Source organism: Sphaerotilus sp. (assembly GCF_041083715.1).
Classification (GTDB): domain Bacteria; phylum Pseudomonadota; class Gammaproteobacteria; order Burkholderiales; family Burkholderiaceae_C; genus Sphaerotilus.
Genome location: NZ_JBFPGY010000068.1, coordinates 1 through 25678 on the forward strand (window position 1 = coordinate 1; position 25678 = coordinate 25678).

28 protein-coding genes are annotated in these 25678 nt (G+C 68.0%); 13 read left to right on the top strand and 15 right to left on the bottom strand.

Annotation, left to right across the window (positions count from 1 at the left end):
* From AB3X43_RS03125 to AB3X43_RS03155, 7 genes are all read right to left on the bottom strand, one after another.
* Window positions 1-770, bottom strand: a 770-nt coding sequence (locus AB3X43_RS03125) for a TRAP transporter large permease (protein ID WP_369428428.1), incomplete at its 3' end; no start/stop codon positions are given.
* Window positions 767-1306: a TRAP transporter small permease gene (locus AB3X43_RS03130; protein ID WP_369428429.1), complete on the bottom strand. Its 540-nt coding sequence runs from the start codon at window positions 1304-1306 to the stop codon at window positions 767-769. The genes AB3X43_RS03130 and AB3X43_RS03125, both read right to left, overlap by 4 nt.
* A gap of 21 nt (window positions 1307-1327) precedes the next feature.
* Window positions 1328-2374 carry a TRAP transporter substrate-binding protein gene (locus tag AB3X43_RS03135; RefSeq protein WP_369428430.1) on the bottom strand — a complete coding sequence of 349 codons (1047 nt, stop codon included), beginning with the start codon at window positions 2372-2374 and terminating at the stop codon, window positions 1328-1330.
* Window positions 2375-2392: 18 nt separating this feature from the next.
* On the bottom strand, window positions 2393-3445 hold the full coding sequence (locus AB3X43_RS03140) for a TRAP transporter substrate-binding protein (RefSeq protein ID WP_369428431.1): 1053 nt from the start codon (window positions 3443-3445) through the stop codon (window positions 2393-2395).
* Window positions 3446-3525: 80 nt separating this feature from the next.
* Window positions 3526-4287, bottom strand: a complete 762-nt coding sequence (locus AB3X43_RS03145; RefSeq protein ID WP_369428432.1) for a class II aldolase/adducin family protein — start codon at window positions 4285-4287, stop codon at window positions 3526-3528.
* A gap of 67 nt (window positions 4288-4354) precedes the next feature.
* Window positions 4355-4546 carry a hypothetical protein gene (locus tag AB3X43_RS03150; protein WP_369428433.1) on the bottom strand — a complete coding sequence of 64 codons (192 nt, stop codon included), beginning with the start codon at window positions 4544-4546 and terminating at the stop codon, window positions 4355-4357.
* Between the two features lie 2 nt (window positions 4547-4548).
* Window positions 4549-6255 carry an FAD-dependent oxidoreductase gene (locus AB3X43_RS03155; RefSeq protein ID WP_369428434.1) on the bottom strand — a complete coding sequence of 569 codons (1707 nt, stop codon included), beginning with the start codon at window positions 6253-6255 and terminating at the stop codon, window positions 4549-4551.
* Window positions 6256-6402: 147 nt separating this feature from the next.
* On the opposite strand from AB3X43_RS03155, the gene mpl reads away from it, so the two are divergent.
* The 3 genes from mpl to fabG are packed head-to-tail and all read left to right on the top strand — an operon-like array spanning window position 6403 to window position 9148.
* The gene (mpl, locus tag AB3X43_RS03160) at window positions 6403-7773 is read left to right on the top strand and encodes a UDP-N-acetylmuramate:L-alanyl-gamma-D-glutamyl-meso-diaminopimelate ligase (protein ID WP_369428435.1); all 1371 of its coding nucleotides are present in this window, start codon (window positions 6403-6405) and stop codon (window positions 7771-7773) included.
* A gap of 7 nt (window positions 7774-7780) precedes the next feature.
* Complete coding sequence (locus tag AB3X43_RS03165; RefSeq protein WP_369428436.1) at window positions 7781-8383, top strand: YqiA/YcfP family alpha/beta fold hydrolase; 603 nt, start codon at window positions 7781-7783, stop codon at window positions 8381-8383.
* Window positions 8384-8407: 24 nt separating this feature from the next.
* A complete protein-coding gene (fabG, locus tag AB3X43_RS03170) occupies window positions 8408-9148 on the top strand; it encodes a 3-oxoacyl-ACP reductase FabG (RefSeq protein WP_369428437.1) in 741 nt (246 codons plus the stop codon).
* A 22-nt stretch (window positions 9149-9170) separates the two neighbouring features.
* Here fabG and AB3X43_RS03175 read toward each other — a convergent pair whose 3' ends face one another.
* A complete protein-coding gene (locus AB3X43_RS03175; protein WP_369428438.1) occupies window positions 9171-12089 on the bottom strand; it encodes an ImpA family metalloprotease in 2919 nt (972 codons plus the stop codon).
* A gap of 161 nt (window positions 12090-12250) precedes the next feature.
* On the opposite strand from AB3X43_RS03175, the gene AB3X43_RS03180 reads away from it, so the two are divergent.
* The 10 genes from AB3X43_RS03180 to AB3X43_RS03225 all read left to right on the top strand — a co-directional run bounded on the left by AB3X43_RS03180 (window position 12251) and on the right by AB3X43_RS03225 (window position 22653).
* Window positions 12251-14320 (top strand): ribonuclease catalytic domain-containing protein, encoded by a 2070-nt coding sequence (locus AB3X43_RS03180; protein WP_369428439.1) that lies wholly within the window; start codon window positions 12251-12253, stop codon window positions 14318-14320.
* Between the two features lie 25 nt (window positions 14321-14345).
* Complete coding sequence (locus tag AB3X43_RS03185) at window positions 14346-15233, top strand: TonB family protein (protein WP_369428440.1); 888 nt, start codon at window positions 14346-14348, stop codon at window positions 15231-15233.
* Window positions 15234-15279: 46 nt separating this feature from the next.
* Window positions 15280-16116, top strand: coding sequence for a shikimate dehydrogenase (gene aroE / locus AB3X43_RS03190; RefSeq protein WP_369428441.1), 837 nt, complete (start codon window positions 15280-15282; stop codon window positions 16114-16116).
* 19 nt (window positions 16117-16135) lie between these two features.
* On the top strand, window positions 16136-16936 hold the full coding sequence (locus AB3X43_RS03195) for a transglycosylase domain-containing protein (protein ID WP_369428442.1): 801 nt from the start codon (window positions 16136-16138) through the stop codon (window positions 16934-16936).
* Window positions 16933-17535, top strand: a complete 603-nt coding sequence (locus AB3X43_RS03200; RefSeq protein WP_369428443.1) for a hypothetical protein — start codon at window positions 16933-16935, stop codon at window positions 17533-17535. The genes AB3X43_RS03195 and AB3X43_RS03200 overlap by 4 nt, the downstream gene beginning before the upstream one ends.
* On the top strand, window positions 17532-18110 hold the full coding sequence (locus tag AB3X43_RS03205; protein ID WP_369428444.1) for a TlpA family protein disulfide reductase: 579 nt from the start codon (window positions 17532-17534) through the stop codon (window positions 18108-18110). The genes AB3X43_RS03200 and AB3X43_RS03205 overlap by 4 nt, the downstream gene beginning before the upstream one ends.
* A gap of 255 nt (window positions 18111-18365) precedes the next feature.
* Window positions 18366-18824 carry an acetyl-CoA carboxylase biotin carboxyl carrier protein gene (gene accB, locus AB3X43_RS03210; RefSeq protein ID WP_369428445.1) on the top strand — a complete coding sequence of 153 codons (459 nt, stop codon included), beginning with the start codon at window positions 18366-18368 and terminating at the stop codon, window positions 18822-18824.
* A 13-nt stretch (window positions 18825-18837) separates the two neighbouring features.
* Window positions 18838-20193: an acetyl-CoA carboxylase biotin carboxylase subunit gene (gene accC / locus AB3X43_RS03215; protein ID WP_369428446.1), complete on the top strand. Its 1356-nt coding sequence runs from the start codon at window positions 18838-18840 to the stop codon at window positions 20191-20193.
* Window positions 20190-21119, top strand: coding sequence for a 50S ribosomal protein L11 methyltransferase (gene prmA, locus AB3X43_RS03220; RefSeq protein WP_369428447.1), 930 nt, complete (start codon window positions 20190-20192; stop codon window positions 21117-21119). The genes accC and prmA overlap by 4 nt, the downstream gene beginning before the upstream one ends.
* A gap of 28 nt (window positions 21120-21147) precedes the next feature.
* Entirely contained in the window at window positions 21148-22653 is a 1506-nt protein-coding gene (locus AB3X43_RS03225) for a zinc-ribbon and DUF3426 domain-containing protein (protein ID WP_369428448.1), read from the top strand.
* Here AB3X43_RS03225 and AB3X43_RS03230 read toward each other — a convergent pair.
* The 7 genes from AB3X43_RS03230 to rpsS all read right to left on the bottom strand — a co-directional run bounded on the left by AB3X43_RS03230 (window position 22644) and on the right by rpsS (window position 25678).
* Window positions 22644-23150: a peroxiredoxin gene (locus tag AB3X43_RS03230; protein WP_369428449.1), complete on the bottom strand. Its 507-nt coding sequence runs from the start codon at window positions 23148-23150 to the stop codon at window positions 22644-22646. The genes AB3X43_RS03225 and AB3X43_RS03230 overlap by 10 nt on opposite strands.
* A gap of 124 nt (window positions 23151-23274) precedes the next feature.
* Complete coding sequence (rpsQ, locus tag AB3X43_RS03235; RefSeq protein WP_369428450.1) at window positions 23275-23568, bottom strand: 30S ribosomal protein S17; 294 nt, start codon at window positions 23566-23568, stop codon at window positions 23275-23277.
* On the bottom strand, window positions 23565-23765 hold the full coding sequence (gene rpmC, locus AB3X43_RS03240; protein ID WP_179633146.1) for a 50S ribosomal protein L29: 201 nt from the start codon (window positions 23763-23765) through the stop codon (window positions 23565-23567). The genes rpsQ and rpmC overlap by 4 nt, the downstream gene beginning before the upstream one ends.
* Window positions 23766-23782: 17 nt before the next feature.
* Window positions 23783-24199 carry a 50S ribosomal protein L16 gene (gene rplP / locus AB3X43_RS03245; RefSeq protein ID WP_179633147.1) on the bottom strand — a complete coding sequence of 139 codons (417 nt, stop codon included), beginning with the start codon at window positions 24197-24199 and terminating at the stop codon, window positions 23783-23785.
* A 3-nt stretch (window positions 24200-24202) separates the two neighbouring features.
* Window positions 24203-25045, bottom strand: a complete 843-nt coding sequence (gene rpsC, locus AB3X43_RS03250) for a 30S ribosomal protein S3 (protein ID WP_369428451.1) — start codon at window positions 25043-25045, stop codon at window positions 24203-24205.
* Window positions 25046-25060: 15 nt separating this feature from the next.
* Window positions 25061-25390 carry a 50S ribosomal protein L22 gene (rplV, locus tag AB3X43_RS03255; protein WP_179633149.1) on the bottom strand — a complete coding sequence of 110 codons (330 nt, stop codon included), beginning with the start codon at window positions 25388-25390 and terminating at the stop codon, window positions 25061-25063.
* Between the two features lie 12 nt (window positions 25391-25402).
* A complete protein-coding gene (gene rpsS / locus AB3X43_RS03260) occupies window positions 25403-25678 on the bottom strand; it encodes a 30S ribosomal protein S19 (protein WP_179633150.1) in 276 nt (91 codons plus the stop codon).

Sequence of the window (25678 nt, forward strand, 5' to 3'; positions counted from 1 at the left end):
GCCGCCGCGCCGATCGACGCCGCCTCGGTCGGATTCGCCCAGCCGCCGTAGATGCCGACGATCACCACCACGAACACCAGCGCCACCGGGACCACGCCGACCAGCGCCGCCAGCCGCTCGGACCACGGCGCACGGTCGGCGGCGGGACCGGCCTTCGGATCGAGCGTGACGACCAGCCGGATCACCAGCATGTAGCCCAGCATCGCGATCAGGCCCGGGATCACCGCCGCCACGAACAGCTTGCCGATCGACTCCTGCGTCAGCACCGCGTAGATCACCAGCGGCACGGACGGCGGGATCATGATGCCCAGTGTGCCGGCGGCAGCCAGCGTGCCGGTGGCGAGCCGGCCCGAGTAGCCATGCGCGCGCAGTTCGGGCAAGGCGACCTGCGCCATCGTCGCGGCGGTCGCCAGCGACGAGCCGCAGATCGCGCCGAAGCCGGCACACGCGCCGGTGGCCGCCATCGCCAGCCCGCCGCGCCAGTGCCCCAGAAAGGCCGCAGCACAGCGGAACAGCGACTTCGACAGCCCGCCGTGCGTGGCGAACTGGCCCATCAGCATGAACAGCGGGATCACCGCCAGGTCGTAGTTCGACAGCCGGGCATACGCCAGGTGGTTCAGCGTGAACAGCAGCGCGTTCGGGTCGCCCCCGTTCATCGCCAGGAAGCCCGCCGCACCGCCGACGAACATGCCCACGCCCACGTGGATGCGCATCGCGAGCAGCACCAGCAGGCCGGCGAAGATCCACAGTCCGATCGCCATCCCGCTCATGCCACACCTCCGAGTGCTGCGCGCAGCGACACCATGCAGCGGTACAGCGCCGCCAGCGCCAGCAGCACGAAACTCGGCACCAGCAGCAGCACCGGCCACCACAGCGGCACCAGCAGCAGCGTCGAGACTTCCATGTTTTCCTTCGTTTCCACCGTGTAGAGCCCCGTGCGCCAGGTCAGCAGCACCGCGACCACCAGCAGCAGCGCGTGCGCCAGCGTGTCCAGTGCCGCACGGCCGCGCGCGCTCATCCACGTCGTCAGCGCATCGACCTTGATGTGGTTGTCGTCCATCTCGCACAGCGGCAGGAAGGTGGCTGACGCGATCGCCGCGCCCATCTGCAGCAGTTCCATGTCGCCCTGGATCGGTGTGGAAAACAGCTTGCGTCCGACGATCGAGACGATGGACATGGCCACGATCGCGCAGAACAGCATCCCGCCGGCCAGGCCCCACCAGGTCACGACCCGGTGCAGCACACCGGCGAGCCCGCCGGCAGGGGATGCGGCGGGCCGCGCATCGTCGGGCATCAGTTCAGCCATGAATCAATCGTCTCGGGTTCGTCACTTGGTCAGGTACTTCGCGCCGATGGCATGCACCTCGGCGGCGAGCTTCTTGCCGTCGAGGCCCTTGGCGTCGGCCTGCTTGATCCAGTCGGCCTCGACCGTGGCACCGGCGGCCTTCATCACCGCGTAGTCCTGCGGCTTGATCACCAGCACTTTGTTGCCCTGGGCGGTCATCTTCTGGCGGGCCTCGTCGTTGCCCTGGTCCCACACGCGCCCGGCCAGGTCGGACAGCGCCGCGCCGCTGTGCTTGTCGATCACCGCCTTCAGGTCGGCGGGCAGGCCGTCGTACTTCGCCTTGTTCATCAGGATCGCCATCGGCGTCTGCGTGAAGCCGGGCTGGTTCGACAGGCCTTCCATGTGGTATTTCGTGACCTCGTCGATCTTGGTCGTCGGCAGGATCTCCCACGGCGCCATCGCCCCGTCGATCACGCCCTTGGAGATCGCCTCGGTGATGGCCGCGACCGGCAGGTTCACCGGCGTGCCGCCCAGCGCGCCGATCAGCAGCGCGGCGAAGCGCGACGGGCTGCGCAGCTTCAGCCCCTTGAAGCCGTCGGCGGTCAGCACCGGCTTGCTGGCCGTGCTGATCACGACGTTGCTGGCGCTGAAGACGGCCAGCACCTTGAAGTCCTTGTAGTCGTCCTGGGCGTGCTTCTGGTAGTACTCCCACATCGCCCGCGAGCCGCTCAGCCCGCCGGGCGGCAGCGAGAACGGCAGCTCCAGCGCCTCGGTGCGCGGGAAGCGCCCGGTGGCAAAGCTGGGCGAGGTCCACACGATGTCGGCCACGCCGTTCTTCACCTGGTCGGGCAGCTGGGCGGGCGTGCCGCCGAGCTGCAGCGACGGGAAGATCTGGCAGGCCAGCCGCCCGCCGGAATCCTTGGCGATGGCCGCACACCACGGCTCGGCGATGTGGCGCTGGAAGTTGCCGGTGGACGGCAGGAAGTGCGAGAACTTCAGCGTCACGGTCTGGGCCGAAGCGTGGCTGGCGCTGAGCGACAGAGCGGCAGCGACCAGCAGGCCCGCCAGGCGGTTCAGGGGCAATGGCATCGTGCGTTCCTTGTCAGGTCACTTGCCGAGGTACTTCGCGCCGATGGCGTGCACGTCGGCGGCGAGCTTCTTGCCGTCGAGGCCACGGGCGTCGGCCTGCTTGATCCAGTCGGCCTCGACGCTGGCAGCAGCCTTCTTCATCGCGTTGTAGTCCTCGGGCTTGATGACCAGCACCTTGTTGCCCTGGGCGGTCATCTTCTTGCGGGCGTCGTTGTTGCCGTCGTCCCAGGTCTTGCCGGTCAGCTCGACCAGCGCCATGCCGCTGTTCTTGTCGATCACCGCCTTCAGGTCGGGGCTCAGGCTGTCGTACTTGGCCTTGTTCATCAGGATGGCCATCGGCGTCTGCGTGAAGCCGGGCTGGTTGGCCGCGCCTTCCATGTGGTACTTGGTGACCTCGTCGATCTTGGTCGCCGGCAGCACCTCCCACGGCGCCATCGCCCCGTCGATCACGCCCTTGGAGATGCCCTCGGTGACCTGCGCGATCGGCATGTTGACCGGCGTGCCACCGAGCGCGGTCAGGAACAGCGCGGCGAAGCGCGACGGGCTGCGCATCTTCACGCCCTTGAAGCCGTCCACCGTCAGGATCGGCTTGGCCGCAGTGCTCATCACCACGTTGCTGGCGCTGAAGATGGCCAGGACGTGGAAGTCCTTGAAGTCGGCCTGGCCGTTCTTCTGGTAGTACTCCCACATCGCCTTCGAGCCGGTCATGCCGCCCGGCGGCAGCGAGAACGGCAGCTCCAGTGCCTCGGTGACCGGGAAGCGGCCGGTCGAGTAGCTCGGCGAGGTCCAGACCACGTCGGCCACGCCGTTCTTCACCTGATCGACCAGCTGCGGCGGCGTGCCGCCGAGCTGCAGCGCCGGGTAGAGCTGGCACTTGAGCTTGCCGCCCGAGTCCTTGGCGATGGCCGCGCACCATGGCTCGGCCACGTTCTTGTGGAAGTTCGAGTTCGGCGCGAGGAAGTGCGAGAACTTGATGGTGACCTCCTGCGCGTGCAGCGCGGTGGCGCTCAGCACCAGGGGCAGTGCCGCCAGCAGCGGGCGGAAAACAGAGCGGAAGGTCGGGGTGGACATGGTGCTTGGCCTTGTTTTGTTGCTTGCGCAACGATATGGATCAAAGGTTGTGTTCACAACTATCGCTAACCCTAGCGATGTCACTGCCGGTAGGTCGGATCGACGCGGTCGATCAGCCGTTGCAGCGCGGCGAAGGCGTCCTGTCCGGCACCGAAGCAGGGATCGAAGTTCAGCGAATCCCGCACGCAGCCCTCCAGCACCGGCACCGGGATCGGCCGCAGCGCGCCGAGTCCCTGCGACGCGATCTGCACCTCGCAGGCGCGCTGCACCAGCCACAGCAGCGAAAACGCCTGCGCCAGCGTGTGCCCGATCACCACTGGCCCGTGGTTGCGCAGCAGCAGTACCGGCTTGTCTGCGGCGCTGGCGAGGATGCGCTGGCCCTCGTCCAGGCGCACGGTGATGCCCTCGAAATCGTGGTAGGCCACCTTGCCCCAGAGCTGGGCGGCGTAGAAGTTGGTGAACGACAGCCCCTCTTCGAGGCAGCACACCGCCAGCGTCGGCGTCGTGTGGACATGCATGACGCAGTGCGCGTCGGGCAGCGTGGCGTGGACAGCGCCATGGAAGGTGAACCCGGCCGGGTTGATCGGCCAGTCGCTGTGGCCGACGATGCGCCCTTCGCGATCGACCTTGACCAGGTTCGACGCGGTGACTTCGCGGTAGTGCAGCCCGAACGGGTTGAGCAGCAGATGCCCCTCCTCGCCCGGCACGCGCAGGGAGATGTGGTTGTAGATCAGCTCCGACCAGCCGAGGTGGTCGAAGATCCGGTACGCGGCGGCGAGCTGCACCCGCGCGTCCCACTCCTCGGGTGCACAGCGGGCGGGTCGGACAAAGGCAGCGGTCATGCAGAAACCTCTACATTGCTAACATGTGAGCAATGTAGAGGCCCGCCATGCCCCAGTCAATCGGGGGCTATCCCGGACGTGCAGCGTCGAGATCCGCGGCCGCGTCGTCGATCATCTGCAGCACGGCCGGGGCGTCGTCCAGCCGCACCATCGCCAGCAGCGCGAAGCGTGCCAGGAACAGCGGTGCCACTGGTTCACCCAGCCGCGTCATGGTGTGGCACAGGCGGGTGTAGGCCTCGTCGAGTTCAGCATCGGTCATGGTCAGCGGCTTTCTTCAGCAGGAGCGGCAAGTGGCGGACGGAGGGTGCAGGCGATGGCGGAGGCGATCTCGTCCACCACGCCCGTGCGCCAGCGGCCAAGCACGTGGCCGTCCGGCCGCACCAGGTAGACCGTGTCGAGGCTGGCGCCATACATCGGAAACAACCGGCCCGTCACGTCGTCGGCCAGCGTGATCGCCACGACCGCGAGCGGCACGCCGCGCGCCGCCAGCGTTCCGGCCAGGTTCGCCAGCGCCGCCGCGAGCGGCCCGGCACCATCGGTGCCGAAATGCAGCGCGGTGAACCCCGGGCCCAGCAAGTCGGTGACATGGGTGCGGACCGCGCCTGCGTCGATCCGCCGCCGCACCGGGCATTCCGGCAGCACAGCGCCCGGCACCGGCCCGGCCGAGAACTCGGCCGAGCGCACCGCGGCGGCGTTCAGCGGCGAGTCGGTGTAGGTGATCGCCGAGGTCTGGCGCGGATTGATGAGCGAGCGCACCACCGGATGGCGTTCCGCCAAGCCCAGCACCGCCGTGCGCATCAGCGCGAACGCGAACGACGGCGGCGCCATGAACTCGGTGCTCTTGGTGCCGTAGCGCAGGTTCTCGTGCGCCGCGGCCACGCGCTCGTCGCTGTAGCTGTCGAGCAGCGCCGCGTCCGCCCGCCCCTGCACCACCCAGGCCAGCTTCCACGCCAGGTTGTCCGCGTCGTCGATGCCCGAGTTCGCGCCGCGCACGCCGAAGATCGGCACCAGGTGCGCCGCGTCGCCCGCGAACAGCACGCGGCCGTGGCGGTAGCGCTCCAGCGTCAGCGCGTTGGCCTTGTAGACCGTGGTCCAGATCGGCTGCCAGGCCCCCGTCTCGCCCATCATCGCCAGCAGGCTCTCGACCCGCGGCAGCACGTTCTCGGGCTGGATCGCGGCCTCCGGGTCCTCGCCGTCGCGCAACTGGTAGTCGATGCGCCAGACCTTGTCGGGCTGCTTGTGGACCAGCACGGTCGAGCCCGGGTTGCACGGCGGATCGAAGTAGGCGAGCCGCTCGGTCGGCCGCGCGCTGTCGAGCAGGATGTCCACGATGACGTAGCGGCCCTCGTAGGACGTGCCCCGCAGTGGCAGCCCGAGCGCCTCGCGCAGCGTGCTGCGTCCGCCATCGGCCGCGACCACCCAATCGGCTTCCAGCGTGTCCGGGCCGTCGGGCGTGTCCAGGGCCAGCGTCACGCCGTCCGCACGCGCGTCGACCGCGGTGACGCGGGTCTGCCAGCGGATCTCGATCCGGTCCGACAGCGCTTCGGCCCGGTCCAGCAGAATCTGCTCGATGTGGTACTGCGCCAGGTTCACCATCGGCGGCAGCTTCTGGTTGGCATCCTGCGGCATCGTGAACCGCAGCACCTCGGTGTCGCGGTAGAAGCTGCGCCCGCCGGCCCACGGCAGGCCAGTCGCCAGGAACCCGTCGAGCGCACCCAGCCGCTGCAGGATTTCCAGACTGCGCCGCGAGATGCAGATCGCGCGACTGCCGAAGCACACGCCATCGTCCGCCTCGATCAGCACCACCGGCACACCGTGCTGCGCCAGCCCGATCGCGGTGCAGTAGCCGACCGGCCCACCGCCGACCACCACCACCGGCCGGCGCGACGGGGTGTCGACCGTGCGCACCGGGCGGCGACCGACATGGCGACGGGCCTCGAACGGATAGGGGGCGAACGCACGGGACATCGGGGCTCCTTGAATTGGTTGCGTGTGCAACAGTATCGCCACCACCGGATCCGCCGAACACCGTGGAATCCCTTGGTTGCACGCACAACCAAAGTGCCGCCGCATTCGGCCGTTCACCGCCGTCGCGCGCTCCTAGAATCACCGCCCATGCACATCCACATCCTCGGCATCTGCGGCACCTTCATGGGCGGTGTCGCTGCGCTGGCCCGCGAAGCCGGCCACCGCGTCACCGGCTGCGACGCCAATGTCTACCCGCCGATGAGCGACCAGCTCCGCGCCCTCGGCATCGACCTCATCGAGGGTTTCTCGCCCGACCAGCTCGCGCTGAAACCCGATCTCTACGTCGTCGGCAACGTCGTCAGCCGTGGCAATGCGCTGATGGAGGCCATCCTCGACGCCGGCCTGCCCTACACGAGCGGCCCGCAGTGGCTGGCCGAGAACGTGCTGCAGGGCCGGCATGTCCTGGCCGTCGCGGGCACGCACGGCAAGACCACGACGACCTCGATGCTGGCGTGGATCCTCGAACACGCCGGACTCGAACCCGGTTTCCTGGTCGGTGGCGTGCCGCAGAACTTCGGCGTCTCGGCCCGGCTTGGCCGCGTCGCCCCCGGATCGCCGTTTGTCATCGAGGCCGACGAGTACGACACCGCCTTCTTCGACAAGCGCAGCAAGTTCGTCCACTACCGCCCGCGCACCGCCATCCTGAACAACCTCGAATACGACCACGCCGATATCTTCCCGGACCTGGCCGCCATCGAGACGCAGTTCCACCACCTCGTGCGCACCGTGCCATCGCAGGGGCGGCTGGTCGTCAACATCCGCGAGGATGCGCTGAAGACCGTGCTCGCGCGCGGCTGCTGGAGCACGGTGCAGCACTTCGGCGCGCGCAAGGAAGAACCTGGTGCGCTGCGCAGCCGCGGCGAGCCGCACGCCTTCGACGTGCTGCGCGGCAGCATGAAGGTAGGGCGCGTCGAGTGGGCCTTGCTGGGCGAGCACAACCAGCTCAACGCGCTGGCCGCCATCGGTGCGGCCGAGCACCTCGGCATCAGCCCAGTGCGGGCGGGCGAGGCGCTGGGCCGCTTCGAGAACGTGCGCCGGCGCATGGAGCTGCGCGGCGAAGCCGGCGGCGTGAAGGTCTACGACGACTTCGCCCACCACCCGACGGCAATCCGCACCACGGTCGACGGCCTGCGCCGGCGCATCGGCGACACGGCGCGCATCCTGGCGGTGTTCGAGCCGCGCTCCAACACGATGAAGCTCGGCGCGATGAAGTCGCAGCTGCCGTGGGCGCTGGAAGAGGCGGATCTGTCGTTCTGCCACAGCGCCGGCCTGACGTGGGATGCCCGCGAGGCGCTGTCGCCGATGGGCAAGCAGGCGCGGGTCTGCGACACGGTTCCCGAGCTGGTCGACGCGGTCGTGCGGCTGTCGCGGCCGGGGGATCAGGTGCTGTGCATGAGCAACGGCGGCTTTGGCGGCGTGCACGCGAAGCTGCTGGAGGCGCTGGCGAAGAAGGCGTGACCCCGGCATGACGCCCCCCACCCTGCCCCGCACGACGCACCTGCTCTACCTGCACGGTTTCCGCTCCTCGCCGCAGTCGATGAAGGCGCAGAAGATGGCCGCCTGGGTCGCCGCGCACCGGCCGGACCTGATCTGGTGGTGCCCGCAACTGCCGCCCTCGCCCGCCGAGGCCCTGGCGCTGATCGAAGCCGGCATCCGCGACTGGCCCGCCGACACCCGCGCCGTGGTGGGCAGCTCGCTGGGCGGCTTCTACGCCACCGTGGTCGCCGAGGCCCACGGCTGCCGCGCGGTGCTGATCAACCCGGCCGTCGAGCCGGCACGCGATCTGGCCAAGTACATCGGCGAGCTGACGTCGTGGCACGACCCGGCGGACCGCTTCTACTTCCGCGCGGAGTTCGTGGACGAATTGCGCGCGATGGCGCCGGGGCCGCTGCATGCGCCATCCCGCTATCAAGTCTGGGTCGCCAAGGGCGACGACGTGCTGGACTGGCGCGAGATGTCGGCCCGCTACGCAGCGACCGCACTGCACTTGCTCGATGGCGGCGACCACGCGCTCAGCGATTTCGACGACCACCTGCCGGCCATGCGCCGGTTCCTGGCACTGGACTGACCCCGACAACGAGAGAGACGCTCCATGCGACTGAAGAACAAGGTTTCGATCATCACCGGCGCCGCCCAGGGCATCGGCCTGGCCACCGCGCTGAAGTTCGCCCGAGAGGGTGCGGTCGTCATCGTCTGCGACATGCAGCCCGGGGCGGTGGATGCGGCCGTCGCGCAGTGCCGCGAAGCCGGCGCGCAGGCGGCGGGCTTCGCGGTCAACGTCACCGACCGAGCCGCGGTCGACGCGATGGTCGCCGCCGTGAAGGCGCAGTTCGGCCGCATCGACGTGCTGGTCAACAACGCCGGCATCACCCGCGACGCACGGCTGCAGAAGATGACCATCGAGCAGTTCGACGCGGTGATCGACGTGAACCTGCGCGCCGTCTTCCACTGCGCGCAGGCGGTGACGGACACGATGGTCGAACAAGGTTCGGGCGTGATCCTCAACGCCAGTTCGGTCGTCGGCATCTACGGCAACTTCGGCCAGACCAACTACGCCGCTGCCAAGTTCGGCGTCATCGGCTTCACCAAGACCTGGAGCCGCGAACTCGGGCCGAAGGGCATCCGCGTCAACGCGGTGGCGCCGGGCTTCATCGAGACGCCGATCCTCGCGACGATTCCCGACAAGGTGCTCGACGGCATGCGCGCCGAGGTGCCGCTGCGCCGCCTCGGCACGCCGGAGGAGATCGCCAACGTCTACGCCTTCCTGGCGAGCGACGAGGCAAGTTACGTCAATGGCGCCGTCCTGGAAGTGGCGGGCGGGCTGACGGTCTGAGCCGCCGGCCCGCCCTTGCGGATCAGTACCCGGCCGGGTAGACCGCCGCCGTGGTCATCACGATCGGCGCACCGACCTTGGCCGGCACCTGGCTGACCTGGCTCATCGGGAACAGCAGCCTGGCGGACGGCGTGTAGCCGTAGGCCGCCACCTGCGCACTGGCCGCGGCCGAGTACGTCACGCCCCACAGGTCGAACATCGGGCGCATGTCGCGGCCGATGATGAACGCGCTGGCGATCAGCAGGAAGTCGTTGCCGTTCATCGCCGACGGATACGCCGCCGCGTAGGTGCCGAAGCCGAACTTCGCCGCCGAGGCCGACCAGGTGGCCTGGCTGGCATCGAGGTTGCGGTCCAGCAGATAGGCCAGGCTCATCAGCGCCCAGCCGTCGCCGAGGTTGGCGTTGTAGTAGCGCGCATGCTCGACCAGCTGCCGGTAGAACATCACCCGCTCCGAGTTGTTGGCGGCGTAGGCGGTGTTCGACCAGATGCTGTTGTAGGCGGAGGTCGTCGGCGTTGCGGTGCCCAGCGCGGCCTTGAGGAAGTTGAATGCGGTCAGGCCCGTGCCGGCCCGGTCGACCAGCGGCGCAGCCACACCCGCCGGCGACAGGTTGAACTGCATGCGCTTGTGGACCGGGAAGATGTTGTTCGACACCTCGCCCGACTGGCCGGCGTAGATGTTGAGCCGGCTGCGCTGCAGGTTGTGGCCGATCTCGTGGGTCTCGCCCCAGCCCAGCGGCGTGAAGGCCCAGTCCTGGTCGTACGGGTTGCCGCTGCAGCCATCGCCGCAGGCTGCATGCACGTCGCTGATGACATGCTGCATGACGTCGCGGCGGTGCTGCGTGCCCGTGCAGTCCCAGCCTTTGAGCGCGCAGAAGCTGGTCACGGCCGGTGCCAGCACGTACTGGCCGGCGGTCACCGAGTTGAAGCCGGCGAGTTCGTAGGTGTCCTTGATCGTGTAGGTCCAGGTGTCGCCCACCAGCTTCGACAGGTTGCCACCGTAGCTGGCCATGCTCGACTTGAAGTTGGCCAGCGTCGAGTGCAGCGTCAGCGTGTCGGTGGTGATGCCGACCCAGTTGGTCGGTGTCGTGCCGAGTTCGGTGTTGAAGGCCGTGACCTGGGTGGCGTCATTGGCGTTGCGCAGCACGGGGTGGGTCGTCACGCCGGTGACCTGCACGGCCACCGCAGGCACCGTGCCGGTCACCGCATCGACGTGCAGGAACAGCGGGCCACCATAGGGGCTGGTGAGGGTGACCGACTGGCCGGCCTTCAGCTCCGAGCGCGGGGCGGTCAGCTGCGTAGGGCGGTCGAGGCCGGTCGGCTGGTTGAACACCCAGGTCGTGTCGCGCAGCATGTTGAGGCCGAGCTTCACCACGCCAGTGCCGGTGTCCGTGCGGGTCAGCGTGACGGTGCGGCCCGGCATCACGTACAGGCCGGTCATGTAGTCGCGCGTGCCGGTCAGCGGCGGTGTCACCGTGACCGTGCGGGTCAGCGCGGCGGTCGAGGCCGGGATCAGGCTGGAAAAATTGCCGAGATTCTGCGCGACCGCCGCATACGGCCGGTGAAGATAGGCCGCCATGTCGGAGAAGTAGGCGCGGTAGAAGGCCGCCCCGCTGGTGGCCTTGTTCAGCGGGTAGCTCACTGTCTGGCGGTACTTGTCGCCCAGCAGCACCAGCATCTTTTCCAGCGTGTAGCCGGTGCGCGAGAAGATGGCCGTGCCGCTGCCATCCAGCGCGCGCAGCGCAGTGCGGATCGCCTCGCCTGGGGTGCCGAACTGCGACATGTACGTCGTGTCCGCCGAGCAGTCGATCCGGCCAGAGGTGGTGCAGCCGCCCCAGGTGGACGTGAAGGTTCCCAGGTCCAGCCGGTTCACCAGCGCCTGCACGTTCGCCAGGTTGTTCGGCATGGCCGGCAGAGTCGCCGGGTTGAAGCCCTTGAGTCCGTTCTGCGACCAGTAGTTGTTGACCTGTCCCAGTCCGAAGTAGTCGAGCATCCGGCCGGCCAGGTCGTTGGTGTCGCGGTAGTGGTGCAGGTAGAGCACCGGGATGCCGCGGCTCTGGGCGTTGAGCACCGCCTGCATGACCGTGGCGCCGTTGTAGGCGTTCGGGCCTTGCTCGCGGCCGATGACGAGCAGATCGACCCCCTGCAGGCAGGCATCGAGCTGGTCGCCGTCGCAGCGGTTGTCGGCCTGGGTGGCCGCACCGGTGGTCACGCCGTTGATGGCGACGCCAGGGTACTTGGCGACGAACCAGGCGCGGGTCTTGGTCTCGTGCGGGAACCAGTAGGTCTCGGTGCCGGGCAGGTGGGCGGTGACGATCTTCAGGTTGGTGAACGTGGTGCGCCTGGTCAGCCACGCCACCGTGTTCATCATCAGCTTGTCCATCGACGCATTGCCGGGCACGCCGAAGGGGTTGCCGCCGAAGGCCGCGTAGCGGGCGTTGCCGGCCGCGTTGGTGCCGGCGACCGCCAGTGTGGTGCTGGTCCCCGCACCACCGCTCGCATAGCTCCAGTTGGTGGCCAGGATGGCCTGGTTCTGGATGCTGTCGAGCAGCGTGAACCAGGACGAATCGTGCGACGGATCCCAGTCGAGGCTGGTCAGGCTGGTCGCGTTGGCGGTGCCATCGGCGTTCAGGCCGAACAGGGACTGCTTGAGGCTGGCGTAGCTGGTCTGCTGGCCGCTCAGCAGCGTCTTGGTGGCCGCCATGACGGTGGCCAGCGTGACGCCGGAGGAATTGCCGGTGGTCAGCGCGGTCGTCATCGGGTCCGTGGCCACCGCCAGTGCGCGCGCACCCGAGGGGCTCCCGGCAGCGGAGTCGGCTTGTGCGGTGGGGGTGTCCGCACCACCACCGCAGGCCGCCAGCAGTGCCGCACCGCTGGCCGTGGCGAGCCAGCCGATCCGACGGAGGGCGCAGGGATGCGCCGGATTCTTCTTCTGCGTCTGCATGGTTGTCCTTGTTCGAGACCGGGATGGAGGCCTCCGATTATCGAAAAATCGCCAAATCTTTCCTAGCAATAATTCTCACAACTTCTTCACACCACACGGCGACACCTGACGACCAGGAACCGACATCCGCCTGCAGCGCCATCGGCGACAATCCCCCGCCTATGAATGCCCTCTTCGAAGACGCCGGAAAATTCCTCGCCGGGCGCGTGATGTCGGAAGCCGAAAGCTCGATGCAGATCGAGCTGGACTCCGGCAAGCGTGTCAAGGTCAAGGCCGCCAACGTGCTGCTCAAGTTCGACAAGCCCTCGCCCGCCGAGCTGATCGCCGAGGGCCAGCGGCTGGCCGAGGAGATCGAGCTGGAGCTGGCCTGGGAATTCGCACCGGAGGACGAGTTCGCCTTCGCCGATCTGGCACGCGACTACTTCGACACCAAGGCCGGAGCCACGCACCAGGCGGCCGCCCTGTTCAAGCTGTTCCACGCACCGCACTACTTCCGCCGCATGGGCCGCGGCATGTTCCGCAAGGCGCCCGAGGACATCGTCAAGGCGGCCCTGCTCGCCATCGAGCGCAAGGCGCAGGTCGCCGCGCAGATCGGGACCTGGACGGCCGAGCTGATCGCCGGACAGTGCCCGGAGCCGGTGCGCAACGAGCTGTACAGGATCCTGTTCAAGCCGGACAAGAACGGGCCGGAATACAAGGCCGTGGTCGAAGCCGCCAAGCGGGCGCAGCGCGCGCCGCTTGACCTGCTGCTGACCTGCAAGGCCATCGACAGCCCCTACCAGTTCCACTGGCGGCGCTTCCTGTTCGAGACCTTTCCCAAGGGCACGAACTTCCCCGCCGCACTCGCCGCGCCGGCCATCAAGGACGAGCTGCCGCTGGCGCCTGTGCGGGCCTTCTCGGTGGACGACTCGGCCACGACCGAGATCGACGACGCACTGTCGGTGCAGGGCCTGGGCACGGGCACCGTCGTCTTCGGCGTCCACATCGCCGCGCCCGCGCTGGCGATCGCGCCGGACTCGCCCATCGACAAGGTGGCACGCGACCGCCTGTCCACCGTCTACATGCCGGGCTGGAAGCTGACCATGCTGCCGGACGACGTGGTGCAGGCCTACACGCTGCAGGAAGGGCGGGACTGCCCGGCCGTGTCGCTCTACGTGACGATGGACGAGGCCACACTCGAAGTGAAGTCCAGCGAGACGAAGCTGGAGCGGGTGCCGATCGCCGCCAACCTGCGCCACGACAAGCTCGACGCCGTGGTCACCGAAGCCGCACTGACGGGCGCAGCGCCGGCGGACTTCCCCTTCGCGGCGGAGTTGTCGTTCGGCTTCCGGCTGGCGAAGCACCTCAAGGCGCAGCGCGAAGTCGTGCGCGGCAAGCCGGAGAACTTCAACCGGCCGGACTACAACTTCAAGCTCGTCGATGCGGCGGGCCAGTCGCCGGTGGAGCCGCCGAGCGGCCACGAGACGGTCCAGATCAGCGAACGCCGCCGCGGCGCCCCGCTCGACACCATCGTCGCCGAGGCCATGATCCTGGCCAACAACACTTGGGGCGGCTGGCTGGCCGAGCTGGGCGTGCCGGGCATCTACCGCAGCCAGGCGAGCATGGCGCCGGGCGTCAAGGTCCGCATGAGCACCCGCGCACAGCCGCACGCCGGCATGGGCGTCGCGCACTACACCTGGGCCACCTCGCCGCTGCGGCGCTATGTGGACCTGGTGAACCAGTGGCAGATCATCGCCTGCGCCCGCCACGGCCGCACCGCCGCGCTGGTCGCGCCGTTCAAGCCCAAGGACATGATGCTGATGGCGATCATCTCCGGCTTCGACGCGGCGTACTCGGCCTACAACGGCTTCCAGAACGCCATCGAGCGCTTCTGGACCCTGCGCTGGCTGACCCAGAACGGCGTGACCGAACTCGACTGCGCGGTGATGAAGGACGGTCTGGTGCGCGCCGACACGCTGCCGCTGGTGCTGCGCGCCGCCGGTGCGGACGCCATGCCACGTGGTGCCCGGGTCCGCGTGCGGCTGGGTGAGCCGGATCTGCTGACACTCGAAGTCGGCGGCAGCGTGATCACCCGGCTCGATGACCCGACCCGCAGCGACGACGACGCCGTGCTCGAAGACGACGCCGAGGAAGGCGCCGAGACCACAGCGACCGGCCTGGCCTTGGCCATCGACGTGCACGACGCCGACAGCCCCACCGACCCGGCCGCGCCAGTACCATCGGCCTCCTGATCCTCGTCCGACCCGCCGATCCACGATGCAGCGTCTCAAGCAACTCTCGACCCTCCAGACCGCCCTGCTCCTGTCGGTCGGCCTGCACGCGGCGGTGCTGATGGTGCGTGTCGTGGATCCGCAGGCCTTCGACCGGATCCTGCAGGACACGCCGCTGGAAGTGGTGCTCGTCAACGGCAGCACCGCCGAGAAGCCGACCAAGGCGCAGGTCATCGCCCAGCGCAACCTGGCCGGCGGTGGCGACGCGGCGGCGGGCACGGCCACCTCGCCGCTGCCGCCCTCGCCCGCCGACCAGGCCGGCAACGCCATCGACGACGCCACGCGCCAGATCGAGCAGATGCAGGCCCAGCAGACGCAGCTGCTCACGCAGATCAAGCGCGAGCTGGCCAGGCTCAACACGCCCGAGCCGGTGCAGGCGGCGAACAAGACGCCGTCCGAGGCCCACGCCGAGGAGGAGCGCCGCCGCCAGCTCATCGACCAGCTCGCGCAGATCGAGAAGCGCATCAACGACGAGAACGCCCGCCCGCGCCGGCGCTATGTCAGCCCTGCGGCGCGCGAAGGGGTGCACGCGGTCTACTACGACTCGCTGCGCCGCCGCATCGAGGACATCGGCACCCGCAACTTCCCCGAGGCCGAAGGCGCCAAGCTCTACGGCGAACTCAGCATGCTGATGGAGGTCGACAGCCTCGGCCGCGTCGTCGAGGCCGAGGTGATCAAGACCTCGGGCAACCGCGCGCTCGACCGCAAGGCGCAGTCCATCGTGCGCGGTGCGGCGCCGTACGGCCATTTCACGCCCGCGATGCGCGGCCAGTTCGACCGGCTGGTGTTCGTGTCGCGCTTCCGCTTCACGCGGGACCAGGGTGTGCAAGCCTCGGTCGAGGACGCCACCCCCAAGGACACCCCGGCACGCTGATCCAGCCGTGTTCCCCCGCATCCGCTCAACTTCACCCGCACCCGCCATGGACCGCTACGCCGTGATCGGCCACCCCGTGGAGCACAGCCGCTCCCCTGACATCCAGGCCCGCTTCGCCGCCCAGACCGGCCAGTCGATCGACTACACCCGGCTGCTCAGCCCGCTCGACGGTTTCACCACGACGGTGCGCCAGTTCGCCGAGGGCGGCGCCCACGGCTGCAACGTCACCGTGCCCTTCAAGTTCGAAGCGTGGCAGCTCGCCACGCGCCGCACACCACGCGCCCAGCGCGCCGAGGCGGCCAACACGCTGCGCTTCGACGCCGAGGGCTGGTGGTGCGACAACACCGACGGCATCGGGCTGGTGCGTGACATCACGGTCAATGCCGGTGTCGCGCTGGCGGGTCGGCGTGTGCTGCTGATCGGCGCTGGCGGCGCGGCGGCGGGGGTACTCGGGCCGCTGATCGAGGCTGGACCGGCCGCTCTGGTGGTCGCCAACCGCACCGCGGACAAGGCGCAGGCGCTGGTTGACCGCCACACCGATCTGGCGCATGGCCATGGCGTCGTGCTGAGCGCCGCACCGCTGGACGCGCCGGGCACCGCCTTCGACATCGTCATCAACGGCACGGCCAGCAGCCTCGCCGGCGCGGGCGTGCCAGTGCCAGCCAGCGTGCTGCGGGCAGGCGGACTGGCGGTGGACATGATGTACGGCGCCGGTGCACGCGCCTTCCTGGACTGGGCCGCGCAGCATGGCGCCACTGGTCGCGACGGGCTCGGCATGCTGGTCGAACAGGCGGCCGAAGCCTTCTTCGCCTGGCGCGGTGCGCGACCGGACACCGCGCCGGTGCTGGCCGCTCTGCGCGCACAGGTGGACGGCGTCCGCTGACCCACCGGTGATGGCCACCATGTCCCGGACCCGGATCTGGCGCAGCCACCTCTGGCGGCTGCTGGTGCTGCTGCTGCTGAGCGCGGTGGCGCTGCAGCTCTACTTCCTGCTGCGCATCGCGCTGATGGCGGTGGTCGATCCGCAGTCCACCCCGTTCCAGCGCAGCGAGATCTGGCGCCTGGCGACCGAGCAGGGCCGCGTCCTGTGGAGCCAGCAGTGGCGCGACCGCGACCAGATCGGCCCGCACCTGCAGCGCGCCGTGATCGCCAGCGAGGACGCCGGCTTCAGCGACCACAGCGGCGTCGAGTGGGACGCACTGGAAAAGGCCTGGGAGCGCAACCAGCGCGCCGAAGCCTCGGCCGTGAAACGCAACGAACTGATCGACCGCCGCGAGCAGCAGGCCGCCAGCCGCGGCAAGCCGCTGGCCACACCGCTGCGCAAGGTCGAGGCCAAGGTGGTCGGCGGCTCCACCATCAGCCAGCAGCTCGCCAAGAACCTGTTCCTGTCCGGCGAGCGCACCGCCGCACGCAAGGGCCAGGAGTTCCTGATCACCTTCATGCTCGAAGGCCTGCTGAGCAAGCCACGCATCCTGGAGATCTACCTCAACAACGTCGAGTGGGGCGAAGGGATCTTCGGTGCGCAGGCCGCTGCCACGCATTACTTCCACGTCGAGGCGGCCCGGCTCGCTCCGGCACAGGCGGCGCGACTGGCCGTGATGCTGCCCGCACCCAAGCGCTTCGAGCAGCGGCCCGGCTCACCCTACCTCGTCAGCCGCGCGGCGACGATCACCGCACGCATGGGAGCGGTTGCACTGCCATGAGTCCCCTGACCGAAGAAATCGCTGCCACCGCCGCCCGGCTGGTGGTCGAGGAAGGCCTGGAATACGGGCCCGCCAAGCGCCGTGCTGCGCGCGATCTGGGCCGCGGGGCGTCACGCAGCGTCCACATGCCGGACAACGACGCCGTGGAGGACGCCGTGCGCGAATACCTCTCGGTGTTCTGCGCCGACACGCAGCCGGCCGAGCTGACCGCGCTGCGCGGCGTGGCCGCGCGGTGGATGGAGCGGCTGGCCGAGTTTCGCCCCCACCTGACCGGCGCCGTCTGGCGCGGCACCGCCACACGGCTGTCCGCTGTCCACCTGCAGCTCTACTGCGACGACTGCAAGTCGGCCGAACTGGCGCTGATCAACCAGGGCGTGGACTACGACGTGGGCAGCGTGCACGGACCGCGCCACCAGCCGGTCGATGTGCTGAGCCTGTCGCAGCGCTGCGACGCGCTGGGCGAGCCGGTGACGGTGTTTCTCACCATCCTGGACCATGACGACTTGCGCGGCGCCCTCAAGGCCGATGCCCAGGGCCGCACGCAGCGCGGCGATCTGGCTGGCCTGCGCCGCCTGATGACCACAGAGGACACACCATGAACCGCAGAAGCTGGATGGGATTGAGTGCGGGAGTGGCCGTGGTGGCCGGAGGCGCCGGCTGGCTGGCCAGACAACGCAACACCCCACCACCGGTTCACCAGGCGGCCGCCGCCGCCCCAGTCGCCTCGGGCGGCGCGGAGGATCTGTGGTCTCTGCGCTTCGACCGGCCCGAAGGCGGCACGCTGGCGTTGGCCAGCCTGCGCGGGCGGCCACTGCTGATCAATTTCTGGGCGACCTGGTGCCCGCCCTGCGTCAAGGAAATGCCGCTGCTCGACACCTTCGCCCGCGCCCAGGCGGCGCGCGGTGCGGCAGGCTGGCAAGTCATTGGCCTGGCCGTGGACAGCCCCACGCCCGTGCGGGAGTTCCTGGTGAAGACGCCCGTGGGGTTTCCGATCGGGCTGGCCGGCTTCGGCGGCACCGAACTGGCGCGCCAGATGGGCAACGCGACCGGGGGATTACCCTATACCGTCGTGCTGGGCACGGACGGTCAGGTGCGCCACCGCAAGCTGGGCGAGACCAATCTGAGAGAACTGCAAGAGTGGGCCAGCATGGCAGACACCGGCACCACAGGATGAACGGTTTGGTTCTTGCATGGACCTCGGCCCGTGGCATCATCGCGGACCTCGCCGACCGGGTCTCAATTTGTGAAGACCGTCATCGAATGGAACTGAAAAGCGCGTAAAGTCTGGGGTTTGGCTGACAAACCCGCAGCAACACGGCCCATCTGACGCGAGTCCTGCACGCGAACCGACGCGACAGGGCCGCCGCCGGCCAGCGGGATACGCATCCGACTGCCCCGCTCACTGCAACCCGAGTATCACGGAGCCCCCATGGACCTTCGCAAGCTGAAGACCCTGATCGATCTGGTATCGGAATCCAACGTCTCCGAGCTGGAGATCACCGAAGCCGACGGCAAGGTGCGCATCGTCAAGCAAAGTACGGCCCCCGCCATGGTGATGGCCGCGCACTATCCCGGCCAGATCATGGCCCAGCCGGCACCCGCCGCCCCGGTGGCCGCCGCAGCGCCGGCCGCCCCGGTGGCCGAAGTCATCACTGGCCATGTCGTCAAGTCGCCGATGGTCGGCACCTTCTACCGCGCGTCCAACCCCGGCGCCAAGGCGCTGGCCGACGTGGGCACGGCCATCAAGAAGGGCCAGTCGGTGTGCATCATCGAAGCCATGAAGATCATGAACGAGATCGAGTCGGACGTGGACGGCACGGTCACCAAGGTGTTCGTCGAGAACGGTCAGGCCGTCGAGTACGGACAGCCGCTGTTCATCATCGAATAAGGCCCGCGCCATCATGTTCAAGAAGATCCTGATCGCCAACCGCGGCGAGATCGCGCTGCGCATCCAGCGGGCGTGCCGCGAGATGGGCATCCAGGCGGTGGTGGTGTATTCCGAAGCGGACCGCGACGCCAAGTACGTCAAGCTCGCCGACGAAGCCGTCTGCATCGGCCCCGCTCCGTCGCAGAAGAGCTATCTGCACATGCCTGCGATCATCTCGGCTGCCGAGGTGACCGACGCCGAGGCGATCCACCCCGGCTACGGCTTCCTGTCCGAGAACGCCGACTTCGCCGAGCGCGTCGAGAAGAGCGGCTTCGCCTTCATCGGCCCGCGCCCGGAGTCGATCCGCCTGATGGGCGACAAGGTGTCGGCCAAGGACGCGATGGTCAAGGCCGGCGTGCCGACCGTGCCGGGCTCGGCGGGTGCGCTGCCCGACGATCCGAAGGAAATCATCCGCATGGGCCGCGAAACCGGCTATCCGGTGATCATCAAGGCAGCGGGTGGCGGTGGTGGTCGGGGCATGCGCGTGGTGCATTCCGAGGCGACGCTGCTGCACGCCGTGGAGACGACCAAGGCGGAGGCCGGTGCAGCCTTCAACAACCCGGCCGTCTACATGGAGAAGTTTCTCCAGAATCCGCGCCACATCGAGATCCAGATCCTCGCCGACCAGCACGGGCACGCCGTGTGGCTGGGCGAGCGCGACTGCTCGATGCAGCGCCGCCACCAGAAGATCATCGAGGAAGCGCCGGCACCGGGCATCCCGCGCAAGGTGATCGAGAAGATCGGCGAACGCTGCGCCGCCGCCTGCCGCAAGATCAACTACCGTGGCGCCGGCACCTTCGAGTTCCTGTACGAGAACGGCGAGTTCTTCTTCATCGAGATGAACACCCGCGTGCAGGTCGAGCACCCGGTGACGGAACTCGTGACCGGCATCGACATCGTGCAGCAGCAGATCCGCATCGCCGCCGGCGAGGAACTGCCCTTCACGCAGAAGCAGATCACCCAGCGCGGCCACGCCGTCGAGTGCCGCATCAACGCCGAGGATCCGTTCAAGTTCACGCCGTCACCGGGCCGCATCACGATGTGGCATCCACCGGGCGGACCGGGCGTGCGCGTCGACTCGCATGCCTACAGCAACTACTTCGTGCCGTCGAACTACGACTCGATGATCGGCAAGATCATCGTCCACGCCGACACGCGCGACCAGGCGCTGGCCCGCATGCGCAGCGCGCTGAGCGAGATGCTGGTCGAGGGCATCCAGACCAACATCCCGCTGCACCGGCAACTGATGGCCGACGCTGCCTTCATGGAAGGCGGCACCAGCATCCATTACCTGGAAGGCTGGCTGGCCGCACGGAAGACGCTGGGATGATCGAGCTGACCTTGCTCTGTCAGGCCGACCAGGTCGATGCCGTGTCCGACGCGCTGATGGAAGAGCTGGACGCGCTGGCCGTCACCGTCGAGGACGCGGACGCCGACACGCCCGACGAGGCGCCCATCTTCGGCGAGCCGGGCATGCCCGCGACGCTGTCGGCCAGCATCGGTGGCTGGCAGCGTTCGGTCGTCAAGGCCCTGTTCAACGACGAGGACGCTGCCACCGACGCCTGCACCCTGCTGCTGGCCCAGGACGGCGAGGACGGCGACAGCGCCTTCACCGATCTGCACGTCCAGGGCCTGTACCCGGTCGCCGATCAGGACTGGGTGCGGCTGACGCAGTCGCAGTTCGAGCCGGTGCTGATCACATCCGAGTTCTGGATCGTGCCGTCCTGGCACAAGCCGCCGGAAGGCGCCACGCGCGTGATGCGGCTGGATCCGGGCCTGGCGTTCGGCACAGGCACGCATCCAACGACCCGCATGTGCCTGCGCTGGATCGCCCGCCACGCCGATCTGGCAAACCCGTGGCCGCGTGTGCTCGACTACGGCTGCGGTTCGGGCATCCTGGCCATCGGCGCCGGATTGCACGGCGCACGTGACATCGATGCAGTGGACATCGACTTCGCCGCCGTTGAATCGAGCCGGGCCAATGCCGCCGCCAACGGCGTGGCCTTGCGGCGGATCGGCCTGCCCGATCTGGCCGAGGGGCAGTACCCGGTGGTGCTCGCCAACATCCTGGCCGCACCGCTGAAACTGCTGGCTCCGCTGCTGAGCGGCCATGTCGCACCGGGCGGTTCGCTGGTGATGGCAGGCCTGCTGGAACGCCAGATCGAGGAATTGCAGGCCGCGTATGCGCCCTGGCTCGCGCTGGAAGTGGCAGATCGTGAAGATGGCTGGGTCCTGCTGACGGCGCGCCGCCCCTGAAACCGGGTGTCAATGGCATGATTCCGGCATGAGTCTGGCCACTTCCTGTCCCTCCTGCGGCACCGTGTTCCGGGTGGTGCAGGACCAACTGAAGATCTCCGAGGGCTGGGTCCGCTGCGGGCATTGCCAGGAGGTGTTCAACGCGCTGGAGGGGCTGTTCGATCTCGCCCGGCGCGACACCAACACCAGGAGCGGCTCGCCCGATCTCGCCACGCCGGCCACGACCAACCCGACCGACCCAGCCTGGCTGGAAACCCGGCCCGCCATGTTCTCGGATGGCAAGGTCCTGCGCGAGCGACAGGATGCGCTGCAGAACCGCGCGCCCCTTCCGGCTCCACCTCCATCGCGGAACGTGCCCGCCACGCGGGTCGAGATCAGCACCCGCCGGGCGGCCACCTGGGATCCATCGGTCCAGGAGCCGGAGCGTGGCATGGCGCCCACCCAGCCCGATCCGGGTGCATGGCGCACGACGAGTGCCGACACGACATTGCCATCGGACATGCCGGATCTCGAGCCGCTCTCTGCAGGCGACGAGACCACCTATCCTTCCACGACGCTCGAATTCCGCTCCGAAGCCTTCAGCGCATTCGCGGCAGCGCGTCTGCAGCGCGATGGACGGCCGGACGTCGATCTCGCGCTGGACTGGCCCTCGGCTCCGATGCCGCTGCCGCCGGCAGAGATGCTGCCCGCGCGCGATACAGACGGGCCGCCGGACGCGCCTGCAGAGCAGCCATCGCCGTCCGAGCCAGTAGTGGCTGCCATCACGGCCGAGCCAGCACTGGACGACCCTGCGACTGCGCACGCGCTGGAACCAGCGGCGACTGCGCAGCCAAGCCAGGTCCTTCAGCCCACCGACGACCTGGAAAAGACGCTGGACCTGAGCGCAGCGCCCATGTCCAGCCATGCCATGCCTGTCGAAGAGCCTACTTCGCTGGAGGCGACGACCGAGGTGGATGAAGCCGCATCCAAGGCGGCCGCCTCAGCCAGAGGCAAGAAAACCGTGGCTGACAGCGAGGCCGCCGCACTGCCGGATTTCGTGCGCCGTGCTGACAACCAGGCCCGCTGGCACCGCCCGATCGTGCGCGCCGCAGTGGGCATGGTCGCGCTGCTGCTGGGCGGCGTGCTGGTGACGCAGGTCGGCTACCACTGGCATGACCTGATTGCTGCCCGCTGGCCGGTGACCGAACCGCTGCTGACACGCGCCTGTGAGCCGTGGCACTGTCAGTTGCAGCCCCCGCGGCAGCTGGAAGCGCTGGTCGTGGACAGTACCGCCCTCAGCCGTCCACCCAACAGCGACAGCTATCTGCTGGGGGTGACATTGCACAACCGGGCCGGCCACGCCATTGCTGCACCGCACATCGAACTGAGCCTGACGGACATGTCCGGCACCGTGGTGGTCCGCCGGGTACTGACGCCGACAGAGTTCCGGCAGTCCAGCCTGCTGGCGGCCTCCAGCGATGCCAGCTGGAATCTGGAATTCACCAGCGCCAACCAGCAGATCGCCGGCTACACGCTGGCTGCGTTTTATCCCTGAGCCTGGGCCAGCAGTGTCGCTGCGTCGCTGACCTCGAACTTGCCTGGGCCTTCCACGTTGAGCGTCTTCACGACGCCGTTGTCCACCAGCATCGAGTAACGCTGCGAGCGCACGCCGAAACCCTTGGCGGTCAGATCCAGCACCAGACCGGTGGCCTGCGTGAACAGCGCCCCCCCGTCGCCCATCATGCGGACCTTGCCGGCCGCAGCGTTGTCGCGGCCCCAGGCCCCCATGACGAAGGCATCGTTGACCGACACGCACCAGATTTCATCCACGCCCGCGGCCTTGAAGGCGTCGGCCTGGGCGATGTAGCCCGGCAGATGCTGCGCGGAGCAGGTCGGGGTGTAGGCGCCCGGCAGCGCAAAGACAGCAATCTTCTTGCCCGCGGTTTCCTTCGCCACATCGAAGGCGTTCGGACCGATCGAGCAGCCGTTGCCCTCGATGTCGACGTATTCGAACAGGGTGCCCGCGGGCAGTTGGTCGCCAATCTTCAGCATGGGAAAGTTCTCCTTCAAGGTGAGCGCAGAATGAAAAAAACCGGCCGCCAGTATCCCAGCGTGCCGGTTTTCGCGTCATCCGAGGTCAGCAAGACCCCGGAAACTGTCGCGTATCAGGTCGTTTTCAGACCAGACGTGCCTTTTCGATCAGGCGCGTCACAACCCAGTTCTTGGTCTTGGACAGCGGGCGGCTTTCCGAGATCTCGACCAGATCACCCAGCTTGAACTGGTTGGTCTCGTCGTGGGCGTGGTACTTGCGCGAACGCGCCACGATCTTGCCGTACAGCTCGTGCTTGGCGCGACGCTCGACCAGGACGGTGACCGTCTTGGCGCGCTTGTCGCTGACCACGCGACCGACCAGCGTGCGGGTGTTCTTCTGGGCCGGAACAGCAGCGGCTTGGACTTGGGCTTCGCTCATTGGGCGGCTCCCTTCTTCTTCTCGGTCAGGATGGTCCTGGCACGAGCGATGTCACGACGCGTCTTGCGCAGCATCGTGTGGTTGGTCAGTTGCTGCGTCGCCTTTTGCATGCGCAGACCGAAATGGGCCTTCAGCAGATCGCTGATTTCCTTTTCGAGCGCAGCGACGTCCTTGGCGCGGAGTTCAGATGCTTTCATTGCTTGTTCTCCTCGGCTCAGGTGCCGAACTGACGCAGCACGAAGGTCGTGCGCAGCGGCAGCTTGGCGGCAGCCAGCGTGAAGGCTTCACGGGCCAGCGCTTCAGGCACGCCATTGAGTTCATAGAGCACCTTGCCCGGCTGGATTTCAGCCACGTAGTACTCCGGATTGCCCTTGCCGTTACCCATGCGCACTTCGGCCGGCTTCTGCGAGATCGGCTTGTCCGGGAAGATGCGGATGAAGACACGGCCACCGCGCTTGATGTGGCGCGAGATGGCACGACGAGCGGCTTCGATCTGGCGAGCGGTGATGCGGCCACGCTCCGTGGCCTTCAGACCGAACTCACCGAACGACACCAGAGCGCCACGGGTGGCGACGCCGGTGTTGCGGCCCTTTTGTTCCTTACGGAACTTGCGACGCGACGGTTGCAACATTCCTTATTCTCCTTTGGGGGCGGCCGGTGCAGCAGCACGGACCACGCGCTTGACGCCCGCTTCGCCCGCCGGTGCGCCAGCAGCGGCACCCGGACGGCGGTCGTTGTTGCCACGCGGCGCGCCACGGCGCTGTTCGCCCGGACGGTCGCTGCGCGGGCCACGGCGGCGGCGGTCGTCTTCCGGACGCTCTTCGCGCAAGGCAGCCGGTGCTTCGCCATTGGCCAGGCGGTCGCCCTTGTAGACCCACACCTTGACACCGATGATGCCGTAGGTGGTCTTGGCTTCCGAGAAGCCGTAGTCGATGTCGGCGCGCAGCGTATGAAGCGGCACGCGACCTTCGCGGTACCACTCGGTGCGCGCGATTTCGATGCCGTTCAGACGACCGGCCGACATGATCTTGATGCCCAGGGCGCCCAGACGCATCGCGTTCTGCATCGCGCGCTTCATCGCGCGGCGGAACATGATGCGCTTCTCGAGCTGCTGGGTGATCGATTCGGAGATCAGCTGCGCATCGACTTCCGGCTTGCGCACTTCCTCGATGTTCACGGCGACAGGCACCTTGAGCATCTTGGCGAGTTGCAGCTTGAGGTTCTCGATGTCCTCGCCCTTCTTGCCGATCACCACGCCCGGACGTGCCGAGAAAATGGTGATGCGGGCGTTCTTGGCGGGGCGCTCGATCAGGACGCGCGAGACGGCGGCGCTCTTGAGCTTCTTCTTCAGAAACTCGCGAACTTCGATGTCTTCAGCCAGCATGGCCGCGAACTGACGGTTGCCGGCGTACCAGCGCGACGACCAGTTGCGCGTGACCGGCAGGCGGAAACCGATCGGATGGATTTTCTGTCCCATGGATTTCTTCCTGCCTTAGTTGCCAACGGTCACGTAGATGTGCGCGGTGGGCTTGCTGATGCGGTTGCCGCGGCCTTTGGCCCGTGCGGAAAAACGCTTCAGCGTGGCACCTTGCTCCACGTAGATCGAGGTGACGCGGAGTTCGTCGATGTCAGCGCCGTCGTTGTGCTCGGCGTTGGCGATCGCGCTCTCCAGCGCCTTCTTGATGATGCCGGCGGCCTTCTTCTGCGTGAAGGCCAGGATGTCGAGGGCCTGACCGACCTTCTTGCCGCGAATCAGGTCAGCCACCAGACGACCTTTGTCGCAGGACAGGCGGACGCCGCGGACGATTGCTTGAGTTTCCATCGTCGCCGCTCCTTAGCGCTTGGCTTTCTTGTCCGCCGGGTGACCCTTGAACGTACGGGTCAGCGCGAACTCGCCCAGCTTGTGGCCGACCATCTGGTCGGTCACGTACACGGGCACATGCTGCTTGCCGTTGTGCACGGCGATCGTGACACCGATGAACTCGGGCAGGATCGTCGAACGGCGCGACCAGGTCTTGATGGGCTTCTTGTCCTTGATAGCGACAGCCTTCTCGACCTTGTTCAGCAGGTGGTGGTCAACAAACGGACCTTTTTTCAGTGAACGAGACAT